The sequence below is a fragment of the Paractinoplanes polyasparticus genome (assembly GCF_019710575.1).
GTDB classification, from domain to species: domain Bacteria; phylum Actinomycetota; class Actinomycetes; order Mycobacteriales; family Micromonosporaceae; genus Actinoplanes; species Actinoplanes polyasparticus.
This window is the reverse complement of record NZ_JAHWFK010000024.1, coordinates 122,076-145,866: the sequence shown is the minus strand read 5'-3', so window position 1 is coordinate 145,866 and position 23,791 is coordinate 122,076. Positions and strand designations below refer to the sequence as shown.

26 protein-coding genes are annotated in these 23,791 nt (G+C 71.2%); 14 read left to right on the top strand and 12 right to left on the bottom strand.

The window, feature by feature from the left end; translation table 11 throughout:
* Positions 1–111 precede the first annotated feature (111 nt).
* The 6 genes from KXC43_RS23525 to KXC43_RS23500 all read left to right on the top strand — a co-directional run bounded on the left by KXC43_RS23525 (position 112) and on the right by KXC43_RS23500 (position 6,794).
* On the top strand, positions 112–1,293 hold the full coding sequence (locus KXC43_RS23525) for an ROK family transcriptional regulator (RefSeq protein ID WP_221378277.1): 1,182 nt from the start codon (positions 112–114) through the stop codon (positions 1,291–1,293).
* Between the two features lie 96 nt (positions 1,294–1,389).
* The gene (locus KXC43_RS23520) at positions 1,390–2,658 is read left to right on the top strand and encodes an ABC transporter substrate-binding protein (RefSeq protein WP_255644631.1); all 1,269 of its coding nucleotides are present in this window, start codon (positions 1,390–1,392) and stop codon (positions 2,656–2,658) included.
* A 50-nt stretch (positions 2,659–2,708) separates the two neighbouring features.
* On the top strand, positions 2,709–3,644 hold the full coding sequence (locus KXC43_RS23515) for a carbohydrate ABC transporter permease (protein WP_221378275.1): 936 nt from the start codon (positions 2,709–2,711) through the stop codon (positions 3,642–3,644).
* Positions 3,641–4,525, top strand: a complete 885-nt coding sequence (locus tag KXC43_RS23510; protein ID WP_221378274.1) for a carbohydrate ABC transporter permease — start codon at positions 3,641–3,643, stop codon at positions 4,523–4,525. Before KXC43_RS23515 ends, KXC43_RS23510 begins: the two co-directional genes overlap by 4 nt.
* Positions 4,522–5,778, top strand: coding sequence for a family 4 glycosyl hydrolase (locus KXC43_RS23505; protein ID WP_221378273.1), 1,257 nt, complete (start codon positions 4,522–4,524; stop codon positions 5,776–5,778). The genes KXC43_RS23510 and KXC43_RS23505 overlap by 4 nt, the downstream gene beginning before the upstream one ends.
* Positions 5,775–6,794 (top strand): N-acetylglucosamine kinase, encoded by a 1,020-nt coding sequence (locus tag KXC43_RS23500; protein WP_221378272.1) that lies wholly within the window; start codon positions 5,775–5,777, stop codon positions 6,792–6,794. Before KXC43_RS23505 ends, KXC43_RS23500 begins: the two co-directional genes overlap by 4 nt.
* Here KXC43_RS23500 and KXC43_RS23495 read toward each other — a convergent pair.
* The 4 genes from KXC43_RS23495 to KXC43_RS23480 form a co-directional block, all read right to left on the bottom strand.
* Positions 6,781–7,953, bottom strand: a complete 1,173-nt coding sequence (locus tag KXC43_RS23495) for a tetratricopeptide repeat protein (RefSeq protein ID WP_221378271.1) — start codon at positions 7,951–7,953, stop codon at positions 6,781–6,783. The genes KXC43_RS23500 and KXC43_RS23495 overlap by 14 nt on opposite strands.
* A 67-nt stretch (positions 7,954–8,020) precedes the next feature.
* Positions 8,021–8,497: a 2-C-methyl-D-erythritol 2,4-cyclodiphosphate synthase gene (gene ispF, locus KXC43_RS23490; protein WP_221378366.1), complete on the bottom strand. Its 477-nt coding sequence runs from the start codon at positions 8,495–8,497 to the stop codon at positions 8,021–8,023.
* A 6-nt stretch (positions 8,498–8,503) separates the two neighbouring features.
* Positions 8,504–9,199 carry a 2-C-methyl-D-erythritol 4-phosphate cytidylyltransferase gene (gene ispD, locus KXC43_RS23485; protein ID WP_221378270.1) on the bottom strand — a complete coding sequence of 232 codons (696 nt, stop codon included), beginning with the start codon at positions 9,197–9,199 and terminating at the stop codon, positions 8,504–8,506.
* A gap of 47 nt (positions 9,200–9,246) precedes the next feature.
* Positions 9,247–9,732, bottom strand: a complete 486-nt coding sequence (locus KXC43_RS23480; RefSeq protein WP_026206027.1) for a CarD family transcriptional regulator — start codon at positions 9,730–9,732, stop codon at positions 9,247–9,249.
* Positions 9,733–10,067: 335 nt separating this feature from the next.
* On the opposite strand from KXC43_RS23480, the gene KXC43_RS23475 reads away from it, so the two are divergent.
* Positions 10,068–10,838 (top strand): hypothetical protein, encoded by a 771-nt coding sequence (locus tag KXC43_RS23475; RefSeq protein ID WP_221378269.1) that lies wholly within the window; start codon positions 10,068–10,070, stop codon positions 10,836–10,838.
* 12 nt (positions 10,839–10,850) lie between these two features.
* Here KXC43_RS23475 and KXC43_RS23470 read toward each other — a convergent pair whose 3' ends face one another.
* Genes KXC43_RS23470 through KXC43_RS23455 form a run of 4 tightly spaced genes read right to left on the bottom strand, consistent with a single transcriptional unit; the run spans position 10,851 to position 14,289 of the window.
* On the bottom strand, positions 10,851–11,309 hold the full coding sequence (locus KXC43_RS23470; RefSeq protein WP_221378268.1) for a DUF6023 family protein: 459 nt from the start codon (positions 11,307–11,309) through the stop codon (positions 10,851–10,853).
* Positions 11,306–12,367, bottom strand: coding sequence for a type III polyketide synthase (locus KXC43_RS23465; protein ID WP_221378267.1), 1,062 nt, complete (start codon positions 12,365–12,367; stop codon positions 11,306–11,308). Before KXC43_RS23465 ends, KXC43_RS23470 begins: the two co-directional genes overlap by 4 nt.
* A gap of 45 nt (positions 12,368–12,412) precedes the next feature.
* Positions 12,413–13,567, bottom strand: a complete 1,155-nt coding sequence (locus tag KXC43_RS23460; RefSeq protein ID WP_221378266.1) for an acyl-CoA dehydrogenase family protein — start codon at positions 13,565–13,567, stop codon at positions 12,413–12,415.
* A complete protein-coding gene (locus KXC43_RS23455; protein WP_221378265.1) occupies positions 13,564–14,289 on the bottom strand; it encodes a methyltransferase domain-containing protein in 726 nt (241 codons plus the stop codon). Before KXC43_RS23455 ends, KXC43_RS23460 begins: the two co-directional genes overlap by 4 nt.
* Positions 14,290–14,335: 46 nt before the next feature.
* Here KXC43_RS23455 and KXC43_RS23450 point away from each other — a divergent pair, with 46 nt between their 5' ends.
* The 6 genes from KXC43_RS23450 (at position 14,336) to KXC43_RS23425 (ending at position 20,291) form a co-directional block, all read left to right on the top strand.
* On the top strand, positions 14,336–15,163 hold the full coding sequence (locus KXC43_RS23450; RefSeq protein ID WP_221378264.1) for a UbiA family prenyltransferase: 828 nt from the start codon (positions 14,336–14,338) through the stop codon (positions 15,161–15,163).
* A gap of 87 nt (positions 15,164–15,250) precedes the next feature.
* Positions 15,251–15,991: a hypothetical protein gene (locus tag KXC43_RS23445; protein WP_221378263.1), complete on the top strand. Its 741-nt coding sequence runs from the start codon at positions 15,251–15,253 to the stop codon at positions 15,989–15,991.
* 29 nt (positions 15,992–16,020) lie between these two features.
* Positions 16,021–17,439, top strand: coding sequence for a DNA repair protein RadA (gene radA, locus KXC43_RS23440; protein ID WP_221378262.1), 1,419 nt, complete (start codon positions 16,021–16,023; stop codon positions 17,437–17,439).
* A gap of 73 nt (positions 17,440–17,512) precedes the next feature.
* Positions 17,513–18,703, top strand: a complete 1,191-nt coding sequence (disA, locus tag KXC43_RS23435; protein ID WP_221378261.1) for a DNA integrity scanning diadenylate cyclase DisA — start codon at positions 17,513–17,515, stop codon at positions 18,701–18,703.
* Positions 18,704–18,995: 292 nt separating this feature from the next.
* Positions 18,996–19,562 carry a hypothetical protein gene (locus tag KXC43_RS23430; RefSeq protein WP_221378260.1) on the top strand — a complete coding sequence of 189 codons (567 nt, stop codon included), beginning with the start codon at positions 18,996–18,998 and terminating at the stop codon, positions 19,560–19,562.
* Positions 19,563–19,673: 111 nt separating this feature from the next.
* On the top strand, positions 19,674–20,291 hold the full coding sequence (locus KXC43_RS23425) for a DUF6518 family protein (RefSeq protein ID WP_221378259.1): 618 nt from the start codon (positions 19,674–19,676) through the stop codon (positions 20,289–20,291).
* 58 nt (positions 20,292–20,349) lie between these two features.
* Here KXC43_RS23425 and KXC43_RS23420 read toward each other — a convergent pair whose 3' ends face one another.
* The 4 genes from KXC43_RS23420 to KXC43_RS23405 all read right to left on the bottom strand — a co-directional run bounded on the left by KXC43_RS23420 (position 20,350) and on the right by KXC43_RS23405 (position 22,765).
* Positions 20,350–20,865, bottom strand: a complete 516-nt coding sequence (locus KXC43_RS23420; protein ID WP_221378258.1) for a 2'-5' RNA ligase family protein — start codon at positions 20,863–20,865, stop codon at positions 20,350–20,352.
* Positions 20,866–21,645: an adhesin gene (locus tag KXC43_RS23415; RefSeq protein ID WP_221378257.1), complete on the bottom strand. Its 780-nt coding sequence runs from the start codon at positions 21,643–21,645 to the stop codon at positions 20,866–20,868.
* An 83-nt stretch (positions 21,646–21,728) separates the two neighbouring features.
* Positions 21,729–22,265 (bottom strand): peptide deformylase, encoded by a 537-nt coding sequence (gene def / locus KXC43_RS23410; protein WP_221378256.1) that lies wholly within the window; start codon positions 22,263–22,265, stop codon positions 21,729–21,731.
* Positions 22,262–22,765 carry a glycine cleavage system transcriptional repressor gene (locus KXC43_RS23405; RefSeq protein ID WP_221378255.1) on the bottom strand — a complete coding sequence of 168 codons (504 nt, stop codon included), beginning with the start codon at positions 22,763–22,765 and terminating at the stop codon, positions 22,262–22,264. Before KXC43_RS23405 ends, def begins: the two co-directional genes overlap by 4 nt.
* Before the next feature lie 21 nt (positions 22,766–22,786).
* Here KXC43_RS23405 and KXC43_RS23400 point away from each other — a divergent pair, with 21 nt between their 5' ends.
* The gene (locus KXC43_RS23400; protein WP_221378254.1) at positions 22,787–23,683 is read left to right on the top strand and encodes an HhH-GPD family protein; all 897 of its coding nucleotides are present in this window, start codon (positions 22,787–22,789) and stop codon (positions 23,681–23,683) included.
* Positions 23,684–23,791 lie beyond the last annotated feature (108 nt).

The following is a 23,791-nucleotide window of genomic DNA, read 5'->3' as shown; positions in this document are numbered from 1 at the left end:
TGGACTGCTCTAGGCTGGCGGCCGGACCCTTGACACCGGAATGTGGTCCGCCTACCGTCCGGGCTAACTGTTAGCCAGTTTGCCTATCGCTACTTCGCACCGGGAGCCGCCGTGACCCGTCTGGCCGGTTCGTCCAAACTGCTGCGTGCCATGAACGAGAGCGCGGCTCTGGCCCACCTGCTGGACCCCGGCATGCTCACGCGGGCCGACCTGCGCAAACTCACGGCGCTGTCGACGCCGACGATCTCCGAGGTGCTGCGCCGGCTGACCGACGCCGGCCTGGTCAACGTCGTCGGCCACAACAGCGGGCGGCCCGGGCCGAACGCCGAGATCTACAACGCGAACCCCGACGCGGCCTATGCGGCCGCCGTCTCGGTGCGCGACATCGGGGCGAGCGGCGCCCCCTCGGTGGTCGCCGCGCTCTGCGACCTCACCGGCGAGGTGCGCGGACGCATCGAGTCGTCCATCGACTTCCTCACCACCGACCCGCTGACCGCCCTGGTCGAGGTCGTGGCCCGGCTGAGCGACGAGGCCGGCGTCCCGGCCGAGCGCATCCGGCACGTGCAGTTCGGCGTGGCCGGCTCGTACGACCCGCACACCGCCACGATCCGGCACGTCGACGTGCCCGGGTTCGGGCGTACGGGCCTGGTCCCGCAGCTGGCGGCGGCGCTCGGCACCCACGTGGGCGTCGACAACGACGTCAACCTGGCCGCCATCGCCGAGCGGCAGCGGGGCGTGGGCCGCGACGCCGACGGCTTCGCCCTGCTCTGGCTGGGCGAGGAGGGCCTCGGTCTGGCCATCGACATGGCCGGCACCCTGATGCGCGGCGCCCGTGGTGGCGCCGGCGAGATCGGCTACATGCCGCTCTACTCCCCCGATTCCTCGCATCGCAAGCTCGACCTGCAGGACCTCTTCGGCGGCGCCGCGATCCTCGAACTCGCCCGCGACAGCGGCGTTCCGGGGCGCACACCGGCCGACGTGGTCCGGGCCGCGGCGGCCGACCCGGCCAACGGCGGCGACTTCCTGATCGCCCTGGCTGACCGCATCGTGATCGGCCTGGCCGCGGTGATCGCCGTGCTCGACCCCTACCTGGTGGTGCTTTCCGGCCCGATCGCCCAGGCCGGCGGTGCGCCGCTGCTGTCCGCGGTGACTTTCGCGGTGCGCCGCGCGGCCCCGCTGGAGAGCTCGATCGCCGTGACCGCCATCGACGACGACGCGGTGCTGCTCGGCGCGCTCGACGCCGGTCTCACGGCGGTGCACGAAGCCCTCATCGACTCGATCCGCTCTTCATAAGCCTCATCTGAGATCCGCTCCTCTTAACCCCCACCTGAGAGGCCCACAGTGAACAAACGGCTCCCGCATGTCCTTTTTGCCCTAGCAACGACCGCTTTGCTGGCGACCGCCTGCACTCCGGCGCCCAAGGAAAACAAGATCGCCGACCCGGGTACGGAGGTGTCCGGCACCGTCGAGCTGTGGCACTTCTTCACCGAGCGCGAGGCCGACGCGATCGACCAGGTGATCAAGGACTTCGAGAACAGCCATCCCAAGATCAAGGTGACGGTCAAGCCGGGCCAGGACGACTCCAAGGTCACCCAGGCCATCGGGGCCGGCAACGGACCGGACGTCGGGCTCTCGTACTCGACCGACATCGTCGGCAAGTTCTGCTCGTCCGGCGCGTGGGTCGACCTCAAGCAGTACATCGACCGCGACAAAGTGGACCTGACCAAGCTCAACGCGACCACCCGGTCGTACACCGAGTTCGACGGCAAGCGCTGCGCGATGCCGTTCCTGGCCGACGCGTACGGCATGTTCTACAACAAGGACATGTTCGCCAAGGCCGGACTGACCGGGCCGCCCAAGACCCTCGACGAACTGACCGAGTACGCGAAGAAACTGACCGTCAAGAACGCCGACGGCTCGCTCAAGACCGTCGGGTTCCTGCCGCTCTACGACTTCTACGAGAATGCGGCCTCGCACCTCGCCCCGGCCGTCGGCGCCAAGTGGCTCACCGACGACGGCAAGTCGGCGGTCGGCAGCGACCCGGCCTGGAAGACGCTGATCACCTGGCAGAAGCAGCTCGTCGACTGGTACGGCTACGACAAGCTCCAGAAGTTCCGGGCCGGCCTGGGCGACGAGTACAGCGCCGACAACGCGTTCCAGAAGGGCCAGGTGGCGATCAACATCGACGCCGAGTACCGCCTGGCGTTCGTCAAGGACCAGGCCCCCGGCCTCAAGTACGGGGTGGCGCCCATTCCGGTCAGCGACCCCGCCCACTACGGCGGCGGCTACGTCACCGGCAACATCCTCGGCATCAGCAAGAACGCCAAGAACCCCGAGGCGGCCTGGGAACTGATCAAGTATCTGACCACGGACGACCAGGCTGTCATCAAGCTCTCCGGGCTGCTCAAGAACATCCCGACCACGACCGCGTCGATCGCCGACCCGGGGCTCAACGCGGACGCCGACTTCAAGACGTTCATCGACATCTTCAACAATCCGAACTCGTTGACGACGCCGCCGTCCGCCTCCGGCCCGGCCTACCAGGAGACATTCGGGCAGTTCCTGAACAGCTACCAGGCGGGCAAGGTCAAGGACCTCGACGCGGGGCTGGCCGACGCGGACAAGCAGGTCAACAGCGTCATGACGCTGGGCGGCTGACGAAGGTGGCTGTGCTGATCCCGCGGCGGAAAACAGAAGACCAAATCGCGATGAGCAAACCCCTGGGCATACGAGTCAGGAAGGGCGCGACCACGCTCTCGTTCCTCGCGCCCGCCCTGATCGGCATCGCCGTGTTCTTCCTCTACCCCCTGGGTTCGGCGGTCTACTTCTCGTTCACGAAGTTCGACCTGCTCTCGGTCCCGGAGTGGGTGGGGCTGGACAACTACCGGCGGATGGCTGACGACCCGTTCCTGCTCCAGTCGATCCGCAACACGTTGTGGATGGTGGTGGTCTTCGTCCCGGTACGGATCATCGGGGCGATCGGGCTGTCGATGCTGCTCACCCAGCTGCGACGCGGCGCCGGCTTTTTCCGGACGCTGTTCTACCTGCCCGCTCTGGTTCCGCCGGTGGCCGCCACCATCGCCTTCGTCTACCTGCTCAAACCGGGCACCGGGCCGGTCAACCACTTCCTGGCGACGATCGGCATCGAGGGCCCGCTCTGGTTCAACTCTCCGACGTGGGCCAAGCCGTCGCTGGTGCTGCTCGGCCTGTGGGCGATCGGCGATCTGATGGTGATCTTCCTGGCCGCGGTGCTGGGCGTGCCGGCCAGCCTCTACGAGGCCGCGTCACTGGACGGCGCCAATGCGTGGCAGCGCTTCCGGTCGATCACGCTGCCGACGATCCAGCCGGTAGTGCTGTTCGCCGCCGTCACCGGCGTGATCTACACGTTGCAGTACTTCGACCAGGCGGCGGTGGCCGGCTCGATCGCCAGCGGGCAGGCCACCGTCGGCGGCGGGATCTCGTCGAACTTCGGCTTCCCCGAGGGCTCGACGTTCACGTACCCGCTCTGGCTCTACACCGTCGGTTTCCGGTACAGCGCCCTCGGCTACGCGAACGCGCTGGCCATCGGGCTCTTCGTGGTCGCCTTGGCGGTCACGCTGATCCTGCTGCGCCGGGCCAAGGCCTTCTCCGGGGAGGAATCGTGACAGCCGTCCTCGACACGCCGCCGGTGCTGAGCGCGCCGGCGCCGGACCGGCGGATCAAGCGGCAGCGGCGGCTCGCCTGGATCGCCAAGCACAGCATCGCGATCGCGATCGGCGTCATGTTCCTGACGCCGGTGGTCTATCTCGTGCTGCTCTCGCTGATGACCAGCGACCAGGCGCTGACCGCCGACTACTGGCCGAACTCGTGGCACCCGGAGAACTACGTCCGGGTCTTCGAGGTCACCCCGCTGCCGCACTACCTGCTCAACACGGTGGTCTACGCGGTGTCGTCGACGGTGCTGGTGCTGCTGTCGAGCGTCCCCGCCGCGTACGCGCTGGCGAAGTTGAAGTTTCGCGGCAGCAACGCGCTGTTCCTGCTGGTGATCTGCGTGATGATGCTCCCGCCGCAGGTCGTCACCGTGCCGCTGTATCTGATGTGGGCCAACGCCGGCCTGACCGGGTCGCTGTGGCCGCTGATCATCCCGGCCCTGTTCGGGGACGCGTTCTGCATCTTCCTGCTGCGCCAGTTCCTGCTCACGATCCCGAGCGAATACCTGGACGCGGCCCGGGTCGACGGCTGCGGCGAATGGCGCACATTGCTGCGGGTGGTGCTGCCGATGGCCCGCCCGGGGATCGCGGCGGCCGGCCTGTTCCAGTTCTTCTACTGCTGGAACGACTACTACGGCCCGTTGCTCTATACCAGCGAGAATGAGAGCTCGTGGACGCTCTCGCTCGGGCTCGCCTCGTTCCACAGTGTCCACCACGTCGACTGGAACCTGGTCACGGCAGCAACGGTGCTGGCGATGGCCCCGCTCATCGTCATCTTCTTCTTCGCTCAGCGTGCCTTCGTCCAGGGCATCACACTGACAGGATTCAAAGGTTGAAAATCGCTGTTGTCGGGGGTGGGTCCACCTACACCCCGGAACTCGTCGACGGATTCGCCCGGCTCGGCTCGATGGTCACCGAACTGGTGCTGATCGACCCGGCCGCCGACCGGCTCGAGGTCGTGGGCGCGTTCTGCGCCCGCATCCTCGAGCACTACGGCCATCCCGCCAAGATCTGGTGGACCACCGACCTCGACGCCGGCGTGACCGACGCCGACGTGGCGGTCGTCCAGTTGCGCGTCGGTGGCCAGCAGGCCCGGATAGGCGACGAGACGTTTCCGCTCGACTGCGGCTGCGTCGGTCAGGAGACGACCGGCGCGGGCGGTCTGGCCAAGGCGATGCGTACGGTGCCGGTGGTCCTCGACGTCGCTTCACGCATCAGGGACAGGGCCAAACCGGGCGCGTGGATCGTCGACTTCACCAACCCGGTCGGCATCGTCACGCGGGCGCTGCTCGACGCCGGCCACCGCGCGGTCGGGCTGTGCAACGTGGCGATCGGCTTCCAGCGCCGCTTCGCCGCCCACCTGGGGGTGGAGCCGTCGGCGGTCACCCTCGAACATGTCGGCCTCAACCACCTGACGTGGGAGCGCGCGGCCTATGTGGACGGTGTCAACCGGCTGCCCGAGCTGCTCGAATCGCACCTGTCGGAGCTCGCGGCCGAGGTCGACCTGCCCGCACAGGTGCTGCGCACGCTGGGCAACGTTCCCTCGTACTACCTGTCCTACTTCTACGCCCACGACCGGCACGTCCGGGAACTGCTGAACTCCCCGACACGCGGGCAACGGGTGGCCGAGATCGAGGCGACCCTGCTCGAGATGTACCGCGATGTCGCGCTGGTCGAGAAGCCGGCGCTCCTCGGTGAGCGGGGCGGCGCCTACTACTCCGAGGCGGCGGTCGGGCTCATCGCGTCGCTGCACGGGTTCGACGACCGGGCTGTGCACTCGGTCAACGTACGCAACCAAGGAACTCTGCCCTTCCTGCCGGACGACGCGGTCATCGAGGTCTCGGCCCGCGCCACCACGGCCGGCCCCGCGGTGCTGCCGCTCAACCCCCTGCCACCCGACCTCTCCGGTCTTATCGCGCACGTCTGGGGGTACGAGGAACTGGCGCTCGACGCCGCGCTGCGGGGCGGACGCGAGCGGGTCTACCACGCCCTGCTGGCCCATCCGCTGGTCGGGCAGCACGAGAAGGCCGAGCAGCTCACGGACCGCCTGATCGCCAGCGGCCGCGCCCATCTCGCGTGGGCCCGATGAGAGCGCTCTATCTGGCCATCGACGGGGGCAATTCCAAGACGGACGTGGTGCTCGGCACGGCCGACGGTGACGTGCTGGCGTCAGTCCGCGGCGGCACGTCCTCGCCGCACAACATCGGCCTGGCCGGCACGGTCAGCGTCCTCGACCAGCTCGTCGAGACCGCCCGCGAGCAGGCCGGACTGCCGGACGACGAACCCATCGAGGTGGCCGCGGCCTACCTGGCCGGCGCGGATCTTCCGGCCGAGGTGGCCGAGCTCCAGACGGCCCTGTCCGCACAGGCGTGGGCCCGGCGCATCGTTGTCGACAACGACTGTTTCGCCCTGCTGCGATCGGGCACGTCGATGCCGGACGCGGTCACCGTGGTCTGCGGCGCCGGGAACAACTGCGTCGGGCGGGCGGCCGATGGCCGTACGGCCCGGTTCGTGGCCTTGGGCCCGATCTCCGGCGACTGGGGTGGCGGACATGACCTGGCCGATCACACCCTGCGCCTCGCGGCGAGGGGCGAGGACGGCAGGGGGCGGCCCACCGCCCTGAGTGCCGCGGTGGCCGCACACTTCGACCGGCCCACGGTCGAGGCGGTCTCCATCGCGCTACACGTGGGCGAGATCGACCGGGACGAGATCCCGCACCTGTCGCATCTGCTGTTCGAGGTGGCCGCGAGCGGTGACGAGGTGGCGGGCGCCCTGATCACCCGGCAGGCCGAAGAGATCCTGGGACAGCATCGGGTCGCCGCCGGTCGCCTCGGCCTGCTGGACCGTCCGCACGCGCTGGTGCTGGGCGGCAGCGTCCTGCGGGCCCGCCACCCCCAGTTGCACAGCCAGGTGCTGGCCGGGGCTCGCCGCCAGGCCCCGCCGGTCGAGATCTCGGTCCCCGAGGTTCCGCCCATCACCGGCGCGGCCCTGCTGGCTCTGGACGCGCTCGGGCCCACACCGCCCTCCGTCGAGGCCAAGCTGCGGGCCGGACTGGCCCGGCCGCGGACGCCGATCGGTTCCGTCAGCGGCCTTACCGCCGGCTGAGGATCAGCAGTTCCGCCACCGCGGCCAGAACCAGGGCCGCGACCAGCGTGACGACGCCACCCACCAGCGCATAGACCAGGAGGACGAGCGGCGCCACGAAGCCGATGTAGGTCGCGCCCGCCAGGGGCCGGTTGTGCGCCCGCAGCCGGCCCAGGGCGGCCCCCAGCGGCTCGGGCACCATCCGCTTGAGCGCGATCAGGACACCCACCACGATCAGCACCCCGACGGGGCCGGCCCACACCCGCGAGATCCCCTCGCTGGTCAGCGTCATGAACCCGGCCATGACCCCGGTGACCAGGGTCGCGTTGGCGCCGTAGAGCACGCCCCGCCGCACGGCCTCGGCCGACGGCTCGGACGGGTCGAGCACCGGACCCGACGGCCGGCTGATCGCGGGCTCCCCGGTCCAGCTGCTCGAACCGCGCTTCGGCTCCTCCGGCTCGGGCCGGTCGGGCGCCGGATACTTGCGCGGGAACGGCTCGGGATAGTCGCCGACCTGCTCCGCCTGCGCCTCGGGTTCGCCCTGGGCGGGCAACGCGGCCTCGTCGGCCAGCGACTCGAGGGCCTTGGCCCAGCGCCGCCGCTCGAACCGCACGATCCCCATGTCGTGCTGGGCGTCACCGATCGCCGAGTCCAGGTCGAGAGCCTGCGCGTACGCCCGTTGGGCCAGGTCGAAGAGCCGCAGCCGCGCCGCCACGACGGCCAGCACGAGGTGTGCCTCGGCCTCGTCGGGCGCGACCCGGACGGCGTTCCAGGCGGCGTTCAACGCCTCCTGCCCGTTGCGTGACTCGCTGAGCAGGGCGGCGCCCGTCCGCTGGGCGTAGGCGTCGGCCGGCCACTGGCGCAGGATCTCGCCCGCCACCCGGGCCGCGTCGCCGTACTGCCGGCTGTCGGTCAGCGCCATGGCCCGGACGACCAGGTTGGTGATCGTCTCGGGACCGGCCGCCACGGCCTTGTCGGCGGCCCGCAGAGCCTCGCCCGGTTGCTCGGCCGCGAGGTGGATGCGGGCCAGGGTGGCCAGCAGGCTGGGTTCGTCGGGCGCGGCCGTCAGCCCGGCGGCGACCTCCTGGGCCGCCTCGTCGTACCGGCCGAGATCGGCGAGCAGAAGCGCACGCTGGCGGTACTCCTCGGGGGTGGTCTCTGGTTCCAGGGGCGCGGCCACACTTCGAGCGTAGGCGGTACCACGAAATGCCGCGGTCCGGGGCTTGCCTCGGATCGCGGCTTCGTGCTCAGACCCGGGCGATCAGGGCAATAGCCGTCGCGGCCAGGCCCTCGCCGCGCCCGGTGAGCCCGAGCCCGTCGGTCGTGGTGCCGGAAACCGTGACCGGCGCCCCGACCGCCGCCGACAGCACGTCCTGGGCCTCGGCCCGCCGCCGGCCGATCTTGGGGTGGTTGCCGATCACCTGGATCGACACGTTGCCGATCTCGAACGACGCCGCCCGAACGAGCCGCGCCGTCTCGGTCAGCAGCGCCACACCCGACGCACCCGCCCATTCCGGCCGCGAAGTGCCGAAGTTGCTGCCGAGGTCACCGAGCCCGGCCGCCCCGAACAGCGCGTCACAGGCCGCGTGCGCAGCAACGTCGGCGTCCGAGTGCCCGGCCAGCCCCACCTCGCCGGGCCAGACCAACCCAGCCACCCAGCAGGCCCGCCCCGCCTCGAAGGCGTGCACATCCGTCCCGATCCCGACCCGGTGGTTGATCACCAGGTCAGGCTACCCAGGCAGTTGGAGCAGGGCTTCGGCCAGGATCAGGTCGAGCGGACGGGTGATCTTCATGGCCAGTTCGGAGCCGGGGACGCAGGTGACCGGGAGGCCCGCCTTCTCGACCAGACCGGCGTCGTCGGTGAGCGGGTCGGCCGCGGCCGCGTGGGCGTCGGCCAACACGCTGTGACGGAAGCCCTGCGGGGTCTGCACGCTGCGCAGCACCGAGCGGTCGACCGTGCCCAGCACGGTCTCGTCGGGGGTGACCTCTTTGATGGTGTCGACCACCGGCAGTACCGGGATCACCGCGGGACGGCCCTCGCGTACGGCCGCCGCCACCGCCTCGATGACAGCCGGTGGGGTGAGGGCGCGCGCGGCATCGTGAACAAGCACGATGTCGATCTCGGGCGGCACGACGGCCAGGGCCCGGGACACGGATTCCTGCCGCTCGGCCCCGCCGGCCACCACGGTGACCGGCGCGACCGGCGCCAGAAGGGAACGCACCGCCTCGACCTCGGCCGCGGGAGCGGCGACCACGATCAGGCGGACCGACGGCGAGGCCGCCACCCGGCGGACCGCGTGGACGAGCAGCGGCTCGCCGGCGAGCAGGCGCAGAGCCTTGGGCCCGCCCGGGCCGAGCCGCAGGCCGGCACCGGCCGCCGGAACCAAGACCGCGACGTCACCGCGGGCATTGAGCTTCGCGGTCACGTCGCGGTCCTGTGCGCACACATGTTGTTGCGCCGAGGCGGGATGGATCAGGCCTCGGTGAGGACCTTGTCGAGGAGAACCTCGGCCTCGTCCTTGGTGCTCTTCTCCGCCAGGGCAACCTCACCGACGAGGATGTCGCGAGCCTTCGCGAGCATGCGCTTCTCGCCGGCCGAGAGGCCACGCTCACGCTCACGACGCCAGAGGTCACGAACAACCTCGGCAACCTTGAGGGGGTTGCCGGAAGCAAGCTTCTCGAGATTGGCCTTGTAACGCCGCGACCAGTTCGTCGGCTCCTCGGTGTGCGGAGCGCGGAGGACGTCGAAGACCTTGCCCAGGCCTTCCTCGCCAACCACTTCGCGCACGCCGACGATTTCGGCGTTCTCAGCGGGCACCCGCACGGTCAGATCGCCCTGGGCGACGCGCAGCACGAGATACTGCTTCGGCTCGCCCTTGATGACCCTTGTTTCGATTGCCTCGATGAGTGCGGCCCCGTGGTGGGGGTAAACAACGGTCTCGCCGACACTGAAAACCATAGGTTCGAAGCCCCTTTCGCTGTGTCTAGGGTAACACGCTCAGGCAGCTATGTCCCGCCCAGCCGGTGACTGTTAGTGCAGCTCAGAGGCCCTGTGATGGGCGTTTCTGCGGCTTGACATAAGCGCCGCAAGCTGCCTCAGTAACACACCGTGACGAGTTGGTGACGGCATTACCGCCGGAGTCGGATATTTCGCACCTACGGCGTTTGTGTGGTCAAGCTTATCGCTAAGGTCCGGAAGCGCACACCACTGGCGGTCAAGCCCCGCCGGATGGAAGGCTGGGCGCAAGGTCCCCGACCGAAGAACGACTGGTCGGCCCGGGGGGAGGGTGAGTCATGGCTGGTGCGGGCGACAACGGCGCGTGGTCGTCGGATGGTGGTTCGCCGGACGACCTGCCCGACCTGCCTGAGGAGTGGGGCGTGATCGTCATTCCCGACGATCTGTCCGAGCTGTCCGACGAGGTCGACGCCGTCCGGGCCGAGCTGCGCCTGACCGGGCCGCCGACCCGCTGGCAGCGGTTGATGCGCCGGCCCGCGGCCCGCCGGCTGCGCCGCGTCGCCGCCACCGCGCTGCGCGCTCCGGTCCTGATCATCTCGTTGGCCGTGCTGGTCACCGTGGCCAGCCTGTTCGCCTCCGCGTGGCCCGGCCCGCCCCGCCAGCCCGCGGCCCAGCGCACGGCCACCACCACGCCCGAGCGGGTCACGACCCTGCCCGCACTCGAGCTGCTCGCCGCCGACGGGCAGACGGTGCCTCTGCGAGGGCGGCTACCGGCTGTCATCCTGCTGACCGACGGTTGCGCCTGCACCGCGCTGATTTCCGACACGATCGACGCGGTCGGCCCCGAGATCGCTGTGATCGCCGTCTCCACCCTGACCGCCTCCGCGTCCGCCGCCGGCACGCCGCCGACCGGCGCCACGCCCCCGGCGAATGGCAAGACTGTGCGCATGCTGAACGATCCGGCAGGCAGCCTGCGCACCCATCTGCGCCTCGCCGACCCCGACACCACGGCCGCGGCCGTCCTCGTCGACCGTGGCACCAACATCCTCCGGGTGGTTCCGCGCACCCTGTCGATCGAGGATTTCCGGTCCGACCTCGCCCGGCTCTGACCGCCGAAGGCCTCAGTCGAACACAGGCTGTACGTGATAGCGGAACACCACCGGGCCGTTGTCGCTGACCACGACGTTGAGGCGCACCACGTCGCCCAGGCCGACCTTGAAGCTGTCCGGCGGGCGCTCCCCCGAACAGCGCAGGCCCCGGCCGGAATCCCGCCCGAACTGGCTCAGGCTGACCCGGACCAGAGACTCGGGGCCGCCCCGGCAGATCATCGACACCAGGTATTCGCCCGTGGCGACCGACGTCTCGAAGGACTGGTCGGCCCCGGCCCGCAGCACCGACGTCGCCGCGTCGGCCTGGTTCTCGGTGTCGGGCAGCTGCTCCTCGACGGTCGCGCGCCACTCGTCGACCTGGCCGTTGTCGCGCCCGGGCGGCGCCGACCCGGCCCACCAGGCCGCTCCGCCCGCGACCAGCAGGCCGGCCGCCGCATAGAGGACGACACCCCGCGCCCGCTCACCCGTCACGCTGTGACTGTAGAGGCCTCGAGCAGGGTGCCATAGAGCGTGAGCCCCGGCCCGAACGCCAGCATCACCACCCGTCGCGGCGGGGCCGGGCGGCGGCGCAGCGCGTCGAGCACCAGTAAGACAGTGGGCGACGAGCAGTTCCCGTACGCCGAAAGCACGCCCCGCGAGGCGGCCAGGGCCGCGTCATCGAGACCGAGTTGTTGCTGAACCACATCCAGGATCTTGGGGCCGCCGGGGTGGATCGCCCAGCCGTCGACCTCGGCGATGCTCAGCCCGTGCCGGCCGAGCAGGTCGTCGACGAGCTTGCGGACGTGCAGCTCGAGCACCGCCGGCACGCGCGGGGACAGGCCCATCCGGAAGCCCAGGTCGGTCACCTCCCACGTCATGTGGTCGGCAGTGGTGGTGTCGGTGACGGCCACGACGTCGCGCACGGCGTAGCCGGGGCCGCCCGGCATGACCACGACCGCGGCCGCCGCGTCCGAGAACAGCGCGTGCGACACGATCTGCTGCAGATCGGTGCGGGCGCTCGCCGGCTGCAGGTGCAGGCTGGTCAGCTCGGCGCAGAGCAACAGGGCCGGGCGGCCCCGGGCGACCACGAAGTCGGCCGCCGTGCCCAGGCCCGGCAGCGCCGCGTAGCAGCCCATGTGCCCCACGAAGAGCCGTTGGACGGACGGCGACATGCCCAGGTCGCGGGCGAGCAGGATGTCGAGCCCGGGGGTGGCGTACCCCGTGCACGAGCAGACCGCGAACAGCCCGAGCTCGTCGGCCCGGATGCCGGCGTCGGTCAGCGCCCGGCCGACCGCCTCCTTGCCCAGCGGCACAGCCTCGACCTGATAGCGGCGCATCCGCTGCTCGGTCGTCCACTCCGACACGTCCTCAAGCAGCGGGCTGACCGCCGCCTGACGGGTGCGCACCCCGGAGTTGGCGAAGATGCGCTTTCCGAGTGCCCGCTTCTCGGCGGTGTAGTGCTTCGCGAAGAAGCCTTCCCACAGATCTTCCTGCACGGCAGGCGGCGGCAGCGCTGTTCCCAGCCCTGCGATGGTCGCGTTGCGATTCACTTGTGCCTCCCCGGCCTGAACCCCGCCGCCCTGCCTCTGTTGGTGTTACCAGCGCGGCGCCGAACCCTCGGAATCCGCGTCTCCGCCGAGGGCATCTACCCCCAGCCAGTCCGCACACACATCACTGGTCGCCGGCTGTAGTGATCCGGCTCTCGCGTCCCGGTAGAGCCGCTCCAACGGATGGCCGCGGCGCATGGCCGACGTGCCTGCCGCCTCCAGCATCGAGGCGGCCACCTCGGCCGCGGTCGTGCCGGCCAGCAGCTTGGCCCGCCACACCCAGCGATTGGTCTCGGCGTCCCCGGGCTGCTCGTCGACCCGGCGCGCCGCCTCCTGGACGGCCAGCCGGGCGGCGGCGACGGCGGCGTCGGCCCGCCCGATCCGCGACCGGATGGCCGGCAGGTGGCCCAGCTTGCGCTCGTTGACGTGCTCGACCGCCGCATCCACGGCCGCGCGGGCCACCCCGACGTAGACGGCGGCGTAGCTGGCCACCATCCAGTGCGGGGCGAGCTGGGCCACGACCAGCGCCAGGCCCTCGACCCCGCCGAGCAGCGCACCGGGCGGCACGGTGACGTCGACGTGCAGGTCGTGCGAGCCGGTGGCGCGCATCCCGAGCGCGTCCCAGGTCGGCTCGACGCGCAGACCTTCGCCCGCCGGCACCAGGAACTGCGAGACCTGGGACGGGTCGGCGGCGCTGCGCGCGGCGACCAGGTAGGCGTCCGCGTGCCCGGCCCCCGAGCAGAACGTCTTGGCGCCCCGGATGCGGTAACCCCCGTCAACCACCTCGTACGACGTAGTTAGCTGCGACAACCGGGAGCCGGCGCCCCGCTCGCTCATCGCCACGGCGTACCACTTGCCCTCGGCCGCGGCCCGCAGCGCGTCGTCGCGGGCCTGGAGCGCCTCGGGCGGCAGGCCGAGGGTGTCGGCCAGTTCGTCGGTGACGCCGGCCAGCGCGCCGGTCACCGAGGCGTGCATGTTGAAGACGAGCGCGGTGGCCCCGTTGCCCCGGGCCAGCTCGTAGGCCGTCGCCGCGTACTCCGCGAAGCCGGCGCCGGCGCCACCCAGCCGGGCCGGGACCATCAGCCCGAACAGGCCGGCGGCGCGCAGGTCGGCGAAGTCGTCGGCGGGAAAGCTGCCGTCCCGGTCGTGAGCCGCGGCACGGGCCGCGAACCGGGGCGCGAGCCGGCTGGCCGGTGAGCTCATGCGTACTCCTCTGCCTTGCGACCGGAACCCTGGTAAAGCACGGCCGTCGAGCGGGTGGGGACGATGCGGCCGAGCGGGCGGCTGTCCGGTCGCGGGCGTGGCCCGAGCCAGCGGATCAGGCCCGGCACGCTGGGGCGGGCGCCGCGCACCTTCAGCCGTACGCCGTGGGAAGCGCACTCCGCGGTCAGCCGGCGCGGGTCGACGAACAGCGCCGGATCGTGGAGCCCCACCGGGGCGAGACCGATCAGCTCGCCCAGCGTGACCGTCACGAAGCGACTGAGCGGGTTGTCGTTGACGGTGTCGACCACGAGCAGCCCGCCCGGCTTGAGCACCCGGCACAGCTCGGCCACGGTGCCCGGCAGGTCGGTCACGTGTTCGAGGATCTCGCCGGCCGCCACCACCTCGGCCGAGCCGGTGGCCAGGGGCAACGCCGTCACGTCGCCGCGCACCGCCGTCACGCCGCGGGCGGCCGCATGCCGCAGGCCCGAGGAGCGGAGGTCGACGCCGACGTGCCGGTAGCCCTTACCGGCCACATGCGGCGCGAGCAGGCCGCCGCCGCAGCCGGCGTCGACCAGCAGCGCCCCCGCGGAGCGGGCGGGCGGGATCAGCTGGGCGCGGGCCGCCGCCAGCCAGTGCAGCAGCTCGAAGTGACCGCCGCGACGCCACCACTCGCCGGCCAGGTCGTCATACTGACGCGGATCGTTACGCGGCATCGACGGCATGTGATCGAGCGTGGCATGACAACGGCACACCCGCCACACTGCTCGCATGTCCCGTGCGCTGGCAGTGATCAAGTCGTCCCACCCGGAGCCCGGCGGCGCCGTCACCGTGGCGATGACTCTGCTCGCCGTCGGCGTCGGTCACCGGGGCTGGTCGATCCTGGGTGTGTTCCTCGCCGTGGGGGCCACGCAGCTCGCGGTGGGCTGGGTCAACGACTGGCTCGACGCCGACCGCGACCAGGTCGCCGGGCGCACCGACAAGCCGGTCGCCTCGGGGGCGGTCTCCCGGCGCACGGTCGGCGTCGCCGGACTGGTCGCCTCGCTGGCCATCCCGCTTCTCGGGCTGCCCTTCGGGCTGTGGCCCACGGTCGTGATCACCCTGGTCGGCGTGTTCGCGCTGCTCTACGACTGGCCGCTGAAGTCCACCGTGCTGTCGGTGGTGCCTTACGTGGTGGCGTTCGGACTGCTGCCGGCGTTCGTCGTGGTGTCGCTGCCGGGCAACCCGGCGCCGCCTGCCTGGCTGGTCGCCGCGGGGTCGCTGCTGGGCGCGGGCGCCCACTTCGCCAACGTACTGCCCGATCTTGCGGATGACGCGGCGACGGGCGTACGAGGCCTGCCGCACCGCCTCGGCGCGACGGGATCGGCCGTGGCCGCCGCCCTGCTCCTTCTCAGTGCGACACTCACGCTGGTCTTCGGGCCGCCCGGGCCGCCGTCGTGGGCCGGCTGGGCGGGCGCCGCAGCCGCCGTCGTGGTCCTTCCGCTCGGGTGGTACGCCACCATGCGCGCGAAGGGACGCGGTGTCGCCATGTTCCGCGCCGTGATCCTGGTCGCGCTCATCGACGTTCTGCTGCTCATCTCCAGCGGCCGGGTGGTGTGATTGGACGGGTCGCCGCACGCGCTCGATCACCGACCTCTAGGCTGAGGCTGTTTGAGATGTCGAGCTTCATCAGCTTGGAGGATCGTGATGCGCTCGCTGGGAACCCGCCGCGTCGCCCAGGCCGCGGGGGCCGCCACGGTCGCCATGATGGCGCTGGTCGGCTGCTCGGCCGGCCAGGTGGCCGAGACCGCGCTCCTGGACGCGCCGATCTCGGGCCTGAGCACGCAGAGCCCCGACGGTCGCGTGCTGATCCGAAACCTTCAGGTCCTCTACAACGACCCCGAGGGCTACCCCGCGAACGGTGACGCCGCCCTCGAAGTGTCGTTGTTCAACCAGACCACCGAGCCGGTGACCGTCCTGATCAGCAGCAAGCCGCTGCAGGACGAGGTCGAGGGCGTCGTCTCGGCCCAGCAGATCGGGCTCACCGGGGGCGCTGCCGCCGCGTCGCCCAGCGCCAACCCCGAGCCTTCCGGCAGCCGCCCGGCCGCCTCGATCCCGCCCGGTGACGTCACCCAGGCCAGCAGCATTCCCGACCCGTCGGTGCAGCCCAGCCTGCCCAGCGCGCCGGCGTCGGCCCCGGCGGCCGAGGCCCTGCAGCCGGCCCGCATCACCATCCCGGCTCTGAGCAGCACGAGCTTCCTGCCCGAGGACACCTCGAAGCTGTTCGCCGCGGGCCTGAGCGACGAGCTCAAGCCGGGCAACTCGCTCAGTTTGATCTTCGAGATCAGCGGCTACTCGCAGCCGCTCGAGGTCAACGCGCCCTTCGCGATCCCGTTGTCGCCCGCCTCGCGCGGCCCGGTCGAGGCAGAGCCGGAAGAGCACGAGTAATTGTCGTACCGCCCCGCTAGCTTTGCGGGGTGACATCGTCCCGCACGGCCGCCAAAGCCGCCCGCCCCGCCTACGTCTGCGACGCCTGCGGCCACCAGCCGCCCAAGTGGCTGGGCCGCTGTCCCGAGTGCGGCGAGTGGGGCTCGGTCATCGAGTCCACGGTGAGCACCCCGCTGGGCGCCGGTCGGGTGGTCAGCTCGCGGCTTCCGTCCGAGCCGGCGCGCCCGATCGCACAGATCAGCGCAGCTCCGGCCAAGGCCGTGCCGACCAACGTGGGCGAGCTCGACCGGGTGCTCGGCGGCGGCCTGGTGCCGGGGGCGGTGGTGCTGCTGGCCGGTGAGCCCGGTGTGGGCAAGTCCACTCTGCTGCTCGACGTGGCTCAGCAGTGGGCCGCCGGCGCCGGCACACCGTCCCTGGTGGTCAGTGGCGAAGAGTCGGTGAGCCAGGTGCGCCTGCGCGCCGAGCGGCTCGGCGCCCTGCACGACAAGCTCTACCTGGCCTCCGAGAGCGACCTCAGCGCCGTCCTGGGCCACCTCGACGCGGTCAAGCCCGGCCTGCTCATCGTCGACTCGGTGCAGACGATCTCGGCGCCGGGCACCGAGGGCGTCTCCGGCGGCGTCACCCAGGTGCGGGCCGTCACCGCCGCGCTGGTCGGCGTGGCCAAGGAACGAGGCATCGCCACCGTGCTGGTGGGCCACGTCACGAAGGACGGTCAGGTCGCCGGCCCGCGCGTCCTCGAGCACCTGGTCGACGTCGTGCTCCACTTCGAGGGCGACAAGCACTCGTCGCTGCGCCTGGTCCGCGGCGTCAAGAACCGCTACGGCGCGGCCGACGAGGTGGGCTGCTTCGAGATGAACGAGAACGGCATCACCAGCCTGCCCGACCCCTCGGGGCTGTTCCTGACGCGCTACAACGAGCCCGTGCCCGGCACCTGCGTGACCGTGGCCATGGAGGGTCGACGCGCCCTGGTCACCGAGGTGCAGGCCCTGATCGGGGCCGAGGTGCAGGGGTCACCCCGGCGTACCGTGTCGGGCCTCGACAGCGCCCGGCTGGCCATGGTGCTCGCGGTGCTCGAGCGTCGCACCAAGCAGCTCAAGCTCTACAACCGTGAGGTCTTCGCGGCCACGGTGGGCGGCATCCGGTTGATCGAGCCGTCGGCCGATCTCGCGATGGCGCTCGCGGTGGCCTCCGGCGGCCTCGATCTGGCCATGGCGCCCCAGCTGGTGGCGATCGGCGAGGTGGGGCTGACCGGCGAGATCCGGCGGGTCGGCGCCGTCGGCCGGCGGCTCGCCGAGGCGGCCCGGCTGGGCTTCAAGGTGGCGCTCGTTCCGCCCGGCTGCGCCCCCGAGGCGCCGCGCGGCATCGAAGTCATCGAGGTGAGCGACCTGCGCTCGGCCCTGCAGTCGGCAGCCCGGGCTTCGGCCGCGGCCGGCGGTGACCGACGGTGACCTTTAATCACGCTACGGAGCATTCATCGAACCACGGCTCGTTGCCCTGGATGACAGTCCGTAGAATGTCCAGGTGCCGTTCGACCGCGATGGTTCCAAGCCCTCCGCCGCCAACCCGACGCCACGACCCGGCGTCAACGGCTCGGCGCATCGTCCGGCGGCCGCCGGCGCCGGTCCCGGTCTCACGGGCGGCGGGGTGACCGCCGATCCGCTGCGCGCCAATCTGGCCCTGATGGCGCCCGGCACCGCGCTGCGCGACGGCCTCGAGCGCATCCTCCGCGGGCGCACGGGCGCCCTGATCGTGCTCGGCCACGACGCGGTGGTCGAAAGCATCTGCACCGGCGGCTTCCCGCTCGACGTCGAATTCTCCGCGACCAGGCTGCGTGAGCTGTGCAAGATGGACGGCGCGGTCGTCATGTCGAGCGACGGCACCCGGATCATGCGGGCCGCGGTCCATCTCATGCCCGACCCGGCGATCCCGTCCGAAGAGTCCGGCACCCGCCACCGCACGGCCGAGCGGGTGGCCAAGCAGTCCGGCTTCCCGGTCATCTCGGTGAGCCAGTCGATGCACATCATCGGCCTCTACGTGAACGGTCAGCGCCACGTCCTCGACGACTCGGCCGCGATCCTGTCCCGGGCCAACCAGGCCCTGGCCACCCTCGAACGCTACAAGCTGCGCCTCGACGAGGTCTCGGGCACGCTCTCGGCGCTCGAGATCGAAGACCTGGTCACCGTGCGTGACGCGGTTGCCGTCGTCCAGCGGCTGGAAATGGTCCGCCGCATCGCCGACGAGATCTCGGGCTACGTGGTCGAGCTGGGCACCGACGGCCGCCTGCTGGCGCTCCAGCTCGACGAGCTGATGGCCGGTGTCGACTCCGACCGCACCCTCGTCATCCGCGACTACCTGCCCACCGGCCGCAAGGCCCGCACGCTCGACGAGGCCCTGGTCGAGCTCGACCTGCTCACCGCCACCGAGATGATCGACCTCGTGGCCGTGGCCAAGGCGATCGGCTACCCCGGCGCCAGCGACTCGCTGGACGCGGCGGTCTCGCCTCGCGGCTTCCGCCTGCTGGCCAAGGTGCCTCGGCTGCCCACCCAGATCGTCGACCGCCTGGTCGACCACTTCGGCAGCCTGCAACGCCTGCTGGGCGCCACGGTCGAAGACCTGCAGGCCGTCGACGGCGTGGGCGACGCGCGGGCCCGGGGCGTACGCGAGGGCCTGTCCCGCCTGGCCGAGGCGTCCATCCTCGAGCGCTACGTCTGACCCTCCGCCGCTCATGCCCCCGGGCGTGGCCGGTCGGTGCTTCAGACTTCGAACCCGCGATCGGCTCGCTACGACGTGTGCCTCTTCTCTGGCGTGGCCGCGCCCGGCGCCGCGGTGGTCTTCTTTTACGGCACGGTGGTCCATGTGTGCAGTTGACGGTCGGTGGGCCCGCTGGGACTGAGCAAAACCGGTCGCGCTTCGGTAGGAGCGGGCACACCGTGGTGAGATGTTGCTGTCGGTTGCGGGGTCCAGTTGTTCCGGGAAGACCACTGCCGCTCGGGGGTGCGCCTCGGTGGCGGGGCTTGTGGTGCACGACTTCGACGAGGTCGGGGTGCCTTCGGGGGCCGATACGGCTTGGCGGCAGCGCAGCTTGGAAGGTTGGGTGCGGCGCGCGGTCGGCTATCAGCGGGACGGGCTCGACATGCTGTTGCTGGGGCAGTCGCCGCTCGGTGAGGTGTTGGCCAGTCCGTCGGCGGTCGAACTCGACGGCATCGTGACGTGCGTGCTCGACGTGGCCGATGACGAGCGGCTGCGGCGGCTGGAGCAGCGCGATGCCGGCAAGTGGTCTGATCGGGCGAAGAAGGCCTTTGTGGGGTGGGCCCGCTGGCACCGTGGACACGCCGCCGACCCGCGCCATGCGCCGGTTGTGCTCACCGAGGGCGGCTGGCCGGGGATGCGGTGGGAACGGTGGTCCGGCTGGCGGGCCGGCGATCCCCGGTGGGTGGTGCCCATTCTCAATACCACCGATCATCGGGTCGAGCAGTCGGGCGCGGACCTTCGGCGGTGGGTGGCCGAGGCCCGCCGGTCTGCTCCGGCGCAGCCGCTGAAAGCTTGCTTCCGGGGCGGCCTCGACCGCTGACCACGGCCGGATGCGGCACGGGCCGGATCTGTCTTTGGGCTGATCGCCAGGGGATCGGGCCTGTCCAGGGTTCGATGTGCGCCGGGGGGAAGGCTCTTAAGATCGACTTCCATGGTGAGGAACCGGAACGTCGTAGTGGTGGCACCCTTGGCGGGCCTGTTGCTGGGGGTGCTCGACTTCGTCTGGATCAAGTATGTGCCGTGGCCGTTCGGGGACCTCGGCAACTCGATGGCCGTCTGGGCGGTGGCGGCGTTCCTGCTCACGTGGGGTTTCCGGTGGTCGCTGCCGGTCGGCACGGCCGGGGCGATCGTCTGCCTGATCGTGGCCGTCCCCAGCTATTACCTGGCCGCGGCGCTGATCCAGAACGACGACTGGTCCAACCTGTTCAACGCCAGTGCGCTCGCCTGGATGGGCTTCGGCGTGGTGGCCGGCGCGGTCTTCGGCGCCGCCGGCGTGATCGCCCGTACGCCCGGCCGCCTGCAAGCCGTCGCTCTGGGCATGCCCGTGGCCGTCCTGTTCGCCGAGGCGGTGATAAAGGCCGGGCGGATCGGCGACCCCTCCTACGACACGACCGACCAGCTCGAGGCCGTAGCCGTCCTGGTCACTCTGGGAGTGCTGATCACCCTCGGGGTCGGCGGCTCGTGGCGCCGGCGCGCGCTGGGGCTGGTCTTCGCGCTTCCGCTGACCGCAGTCGGCTACGCCCTGCTGTCCGTCACCGGCTTCCGCTGACCAGCGGCGCTCAGCGGGCAGCGGCTGGTCGATGCCGTTCGCGTGTGATCGGCGGCGCTCAGGTCAGCGGCTCGTCGATGGCGTTCGCGTGATCGGTGACCGAGGCGCCGATGACCGTCGCTCGCAGCGGGAGCATCTCCAGACAGCGACGGATCGCGTGACCCATCTGGGGGTTGGGCACCCGCATCGATACCGTGCAGTGGGGCACCCAGCGCCCCGGCCGGTAGAGGTCCCACACTTCGACCCCGGCCGCTTCCAGGCGCTCGTGCACCTCGCGATGGTGGTCGAGCAGCGCGGCCGTCGGCGTGACGCCCAGCCACAGCACCCGTCCCACGAACTGGCCCACGAAGTCGAGGTCGAGCGTCAGGCCACGGCCGACCGGTAAGCCGCTGAGGGCCTCGGCCAATGCCGCCGGGGCCAGGCTGCGGGCCGCGGCCAGCGATACGTGCGGGCGATGTTTCTCCTGCAGCAGCGAGGCCAGCGTCGGGATGCCCTCGGCCTCGAGGGCGCGCCACAGGGTGCGTACCCGGCGGGTGGCGTCGACGTCCAGGTAGAGCTCGAGAGCGGCGACCACTTACTGCGTGATGGTCAGCGCGATCGGCTTGCTGACCAGGGTGCCGAGACGGGCGCGCAGCTCGAACTGGCCGGGCGGCGGGTTGGGGCCGGAGGGCGAGCCGCCGGCGCAGGTGCTCGACTGACGACCGTTCCAGGTGACCTTGTACGTGAGTTCCTGCCCGGCCGGCAGCTGGCGCACGTCGCCGCCCTTGGCGGTGCTGCACGTGTCGGACGACCAGTACTTGTGGGCGCCCTGGTCGATGTAGAGCTCTTGCGGGTCGGCTCCGACATCGCGGGCGCAGGCACGCTGGCTGACGTTCTTGATTTTGAGCTCTATCTGGACCGGTGCGCCGCGCTTGAGGTTCGTGGCGGCGGGGATCGGGGTCACGGCGAGCTCGCCGTCGGCGCAGGAGCCGTCGGCGGGGATGTTGACGTTGTTGTTCTGGCCGGTGCCTGTTCCCTGGCCAGTCCCCGTGCCCGTTCCGGTGCCGCCGGTCGGGGGCAGCGTGGGCTGCGAAGCGTCGTCACCGGGCGGCTGAGTCTGCAGGTCGCCGGGCGCGGGCAGCGAGGGGCCGCTGTTGCCGGGCACTCCGTCGATGAAGGACGGCTCGGGCGATTCCGGGGCGGAACTGGGCAGCTGCGTCGAGGCCGACGTCGGGCTCTGGCTCTTCTTCGAGTCGTCGTCGCCACCGGTGCAGGAAACGAACAGCACGATGATGCCGAGCAGCACTGCGCCCAGCACGACCGCACGACGCCGCCAATAGACGGCGGATGGAAGGGGACCAACCGTCGCTCGCATGATGGGCAACACGTTAAACCCGCGCGCCCGCGCGGAACGCCGCGACGCGCCGGGGCGTATGCGACAACGACTCGCAAAAATATCTAGAGGTAGACCTTGCGCTGGTAGATCGCGTGCGCCCCGGCGACACGATCGAGGAACAACTTTCCGGCGCAGTGATCGATCTCGTGTTGCAGGGCGCGGGCTTCGAAGGCGTCGGTGGTGATTTCGACCGCTTCGCCACTGCCGGGCAGCGTCGCCGACACCACGATCCGCCCGGCCCGCTTCACGTCGCCGGTCAGGTCGGGAACGGACATGCAGCCCTCGCGTCCGGCCTTCCAGCGGCTGGCCTCGATGATCTTGGCGTTGCAGAGGACGAACGCGCCGTGCGTGGTGGCCGCCTTGGGGTGGCCGGTGACGTCGACGGCGAAGATCTGGGCGCCCACGCCGACCTGCGGTGCGGCCAGGCCGACGCAGCCGGGCGAGACCCGCATGGTGGCGACCAGGTCGGCGGCGAGCCGCACCACCGCCGGGTCGGCCGGGTCGACCTCGTCGCCGACCGTGCTCAAGACCGTCGCCGGGGCGGTGACGACCGGGAGGACCTTGCCCTCCGGCCCGTCCCAAGCCACGGGCGCGGTCACAGGATCTCCGACTCGGCGCGGCGCAGGGTCACCTCGACGCCCAGCTCGGCCGCGGCCACCGCGAGCTGCTCGGCCAGTTCGTCGGCCGAGCCGGCGGGCAGGTCGGCCTCGGCGATGAGCACGTAGAGCGCTCCGGTCAGCCGGGTGCTCAGATCGGTGATGTTTCCGCCCGCGGCGGCGACCACGCGGGTCACCGCGGCGACGATGCCGAGCCGGTCGGCGCCGTGCACGCTCACCACGTACGGGTCTCCGCCGTCCGGCTTGTCGGACTCGGGAGCAACCGACCGCACCGAGGTGACGACGTCGCCCAGGGACGACAGCGCGGCGCTCGCCTCGTCGACGGACGGACCCGTACAGATCAGGGTCATCGTGAAGTGGCCGCGCAGGCGGGTCATGGTGGAATCGGTCAGGTTGGCCCCGACGCCGGCCAGCGCCTCGGACACGTCGGCGACGATGCCGGTCCGGTCGGGACCGATGACGGTGATGGCGAGCTCATGCACCTGCCTACAGTAAGACCTGCCATGACTCTCGCCGATGACGCCATCACGTGGTTCGACCAGAACGCCCGGGATCTGCCCTGGCGACAGCCCGCCACCACTCCTTGGGGTGTCCTGGTGAGCGAGGTGATGCTCCAGCAGACGCCGGTCGTCCGCGTGGAGCCCGCCTGGCGCTCCTGGATGACCCGCTGGCCCACCCCCGCCGACCTGGCCGCCGATCCGCCTTCGGAGGCTATCCGCATGTGGGGGCGGCTCGGTTATCCCCGCCGGGCGATGCGGTTGCACGCCTGCGCCGTGGCGATGGTCGAGCGGCACGGCGGCCAGGTCCCCGCCGATCTGGAACAGCTGCTGGCGCTGCCCGGCGTGGGCACCTACACCGGGCGGGCGGTGGCCACTTTCGCGTACGGCCAGCGCCACCCCGTGGTCGACACGAACGTCCGCCGCGTGGTGTCCCGGGCCGTCGAGGGCAAACCCGACGCAGGCCCCTCCACCACCGCGGCCGACCTGGTCGCGATGGCCGACCTGTTGCCCGAGGAGCCGGCGCGGGCGGCCCGGGCCAGCATCGCGTTCATGGAACTGGGCGCCCTGGTCTGCGTGGCCCGCTCCCCCCGCTGCCCCGAGTGCCCGTTCGAGCAGGTCTGCGCGTGGCGGCTCAACGGCTCCCCCGCGCTCGAGGGGCCGAGCCGCAAGCCGCAGCGGTACGCGGGAACCGACCGGCAGGTACGCGGCCTGCTGCTCGAGGTGCTGCGGCACGCCACCGGCCCGGTGCCCCGGCAGCGCCTCGATCTGGTGTGGAACGACGATGTGCAGCGGGCCCGGGCGCTGGCCGGCCTGGTCGAGGACGGGCTCGTCGAGCCGCTCGACGCGGAGGTCTTCGTGCTCGCCGGGGACGCGCCGCGCGTACCGCCGCAATCTCTGTAGCCGCCAGCTGACTTTCCGAAGGCTTGCGTCTAGAGTGAACGCTCACATAGATGGTTATCACGCATGCAGCGCCTTCCAAGTGCAGCTATGGATTCACCGCCTGAGCAC

What these genes read in the sequence shown, in the direction of transcription:
- KXC43_RS23425 (WP_221378259.1), top strand. Translation starts at nt 19,674, where the DNA reads ATGGTGAGGAACCGGAACGTCGTAGTGGTGGCACCCTTGGCGGGCCTG.
- KXC43_RS23445 (WP_221378263.1), top strand. Translation starts at nt 15,251, where the DNA reads ATGCGCTCGCTGGGAACCCGCCGCGTCGCCCAGGCCGCGGGGGCCGCC.
- KXC43_RS23400 (WP_221378254.1), top strand. Translation starts at nt 22,787, where the DNA reads ATGACTCTCGCCGATGACGCCATCACGTGGTTCGACCAGAACGCCCGG.
- KXC43_RS23450 (WP_221378264.1), top strand. Translation starts at nt 14,336, where the DNA reads ATGTCCCGTGCGCTGGCAGTGATCAAGTCGTCCCACCCGGAGCCCGGC.
- KXC43_RS23460 (WP_221378266.1), bottom strand. Translation starts at nt 13,567, where the DNA reads ATGAGCTCACCGGCCAGCCGGCTCGCGCCCCGGTTCGCGGCCCGTGCC.
- KXC43_RS23475 (WP_221378269.1), top strand. Translation starts at nt 10,068, where the DNA reads ATGGCTGGTGCGGGCGACAACGGCGCGTGGTCGTCGGATGGTGGTTCG.
- KXC43_RS23500 (WP_221378272.1), top strand. Translation starts at nt 5,775, where the DNA reads ATGAGAGCGCTCTATCTGGCCATCGACGGGGGCAATTCCAAGACGGAC.
- KXC43_RS23455 (WP_221378265.1), bottom strand. Translation starts at nt 14,289, where the DNA reads ATGCCGTCGATGCCGCGTAACGATCCGCGTCAGTATGACGACCTGGCC.
- KXC43_RS23480 (WP_026206027.1), bottom strand. Translation starts at nt 9,732, where the DNA reads ATGGTTTTCAGTGTCGGCGAGACCGTTGTTTACCCCCACCACGGGGCC.
- KXC43_RS23515 (WP_221378275.1), top strand. Translation starts at nt 2,709, where the DNA reads ATGAGCAAACCCCTGGGCATACGAGTCAGGAAGGGCGCGACCACGCTC.
- KXC43_RS23415 (WP_221378257.1), bottom strand. Translation starts at nt 21,645, where the DNA reads ATGCGAGCGACGGTTGGTCCCCTTCCATCCGCCGTCTATTGGCGGCGT.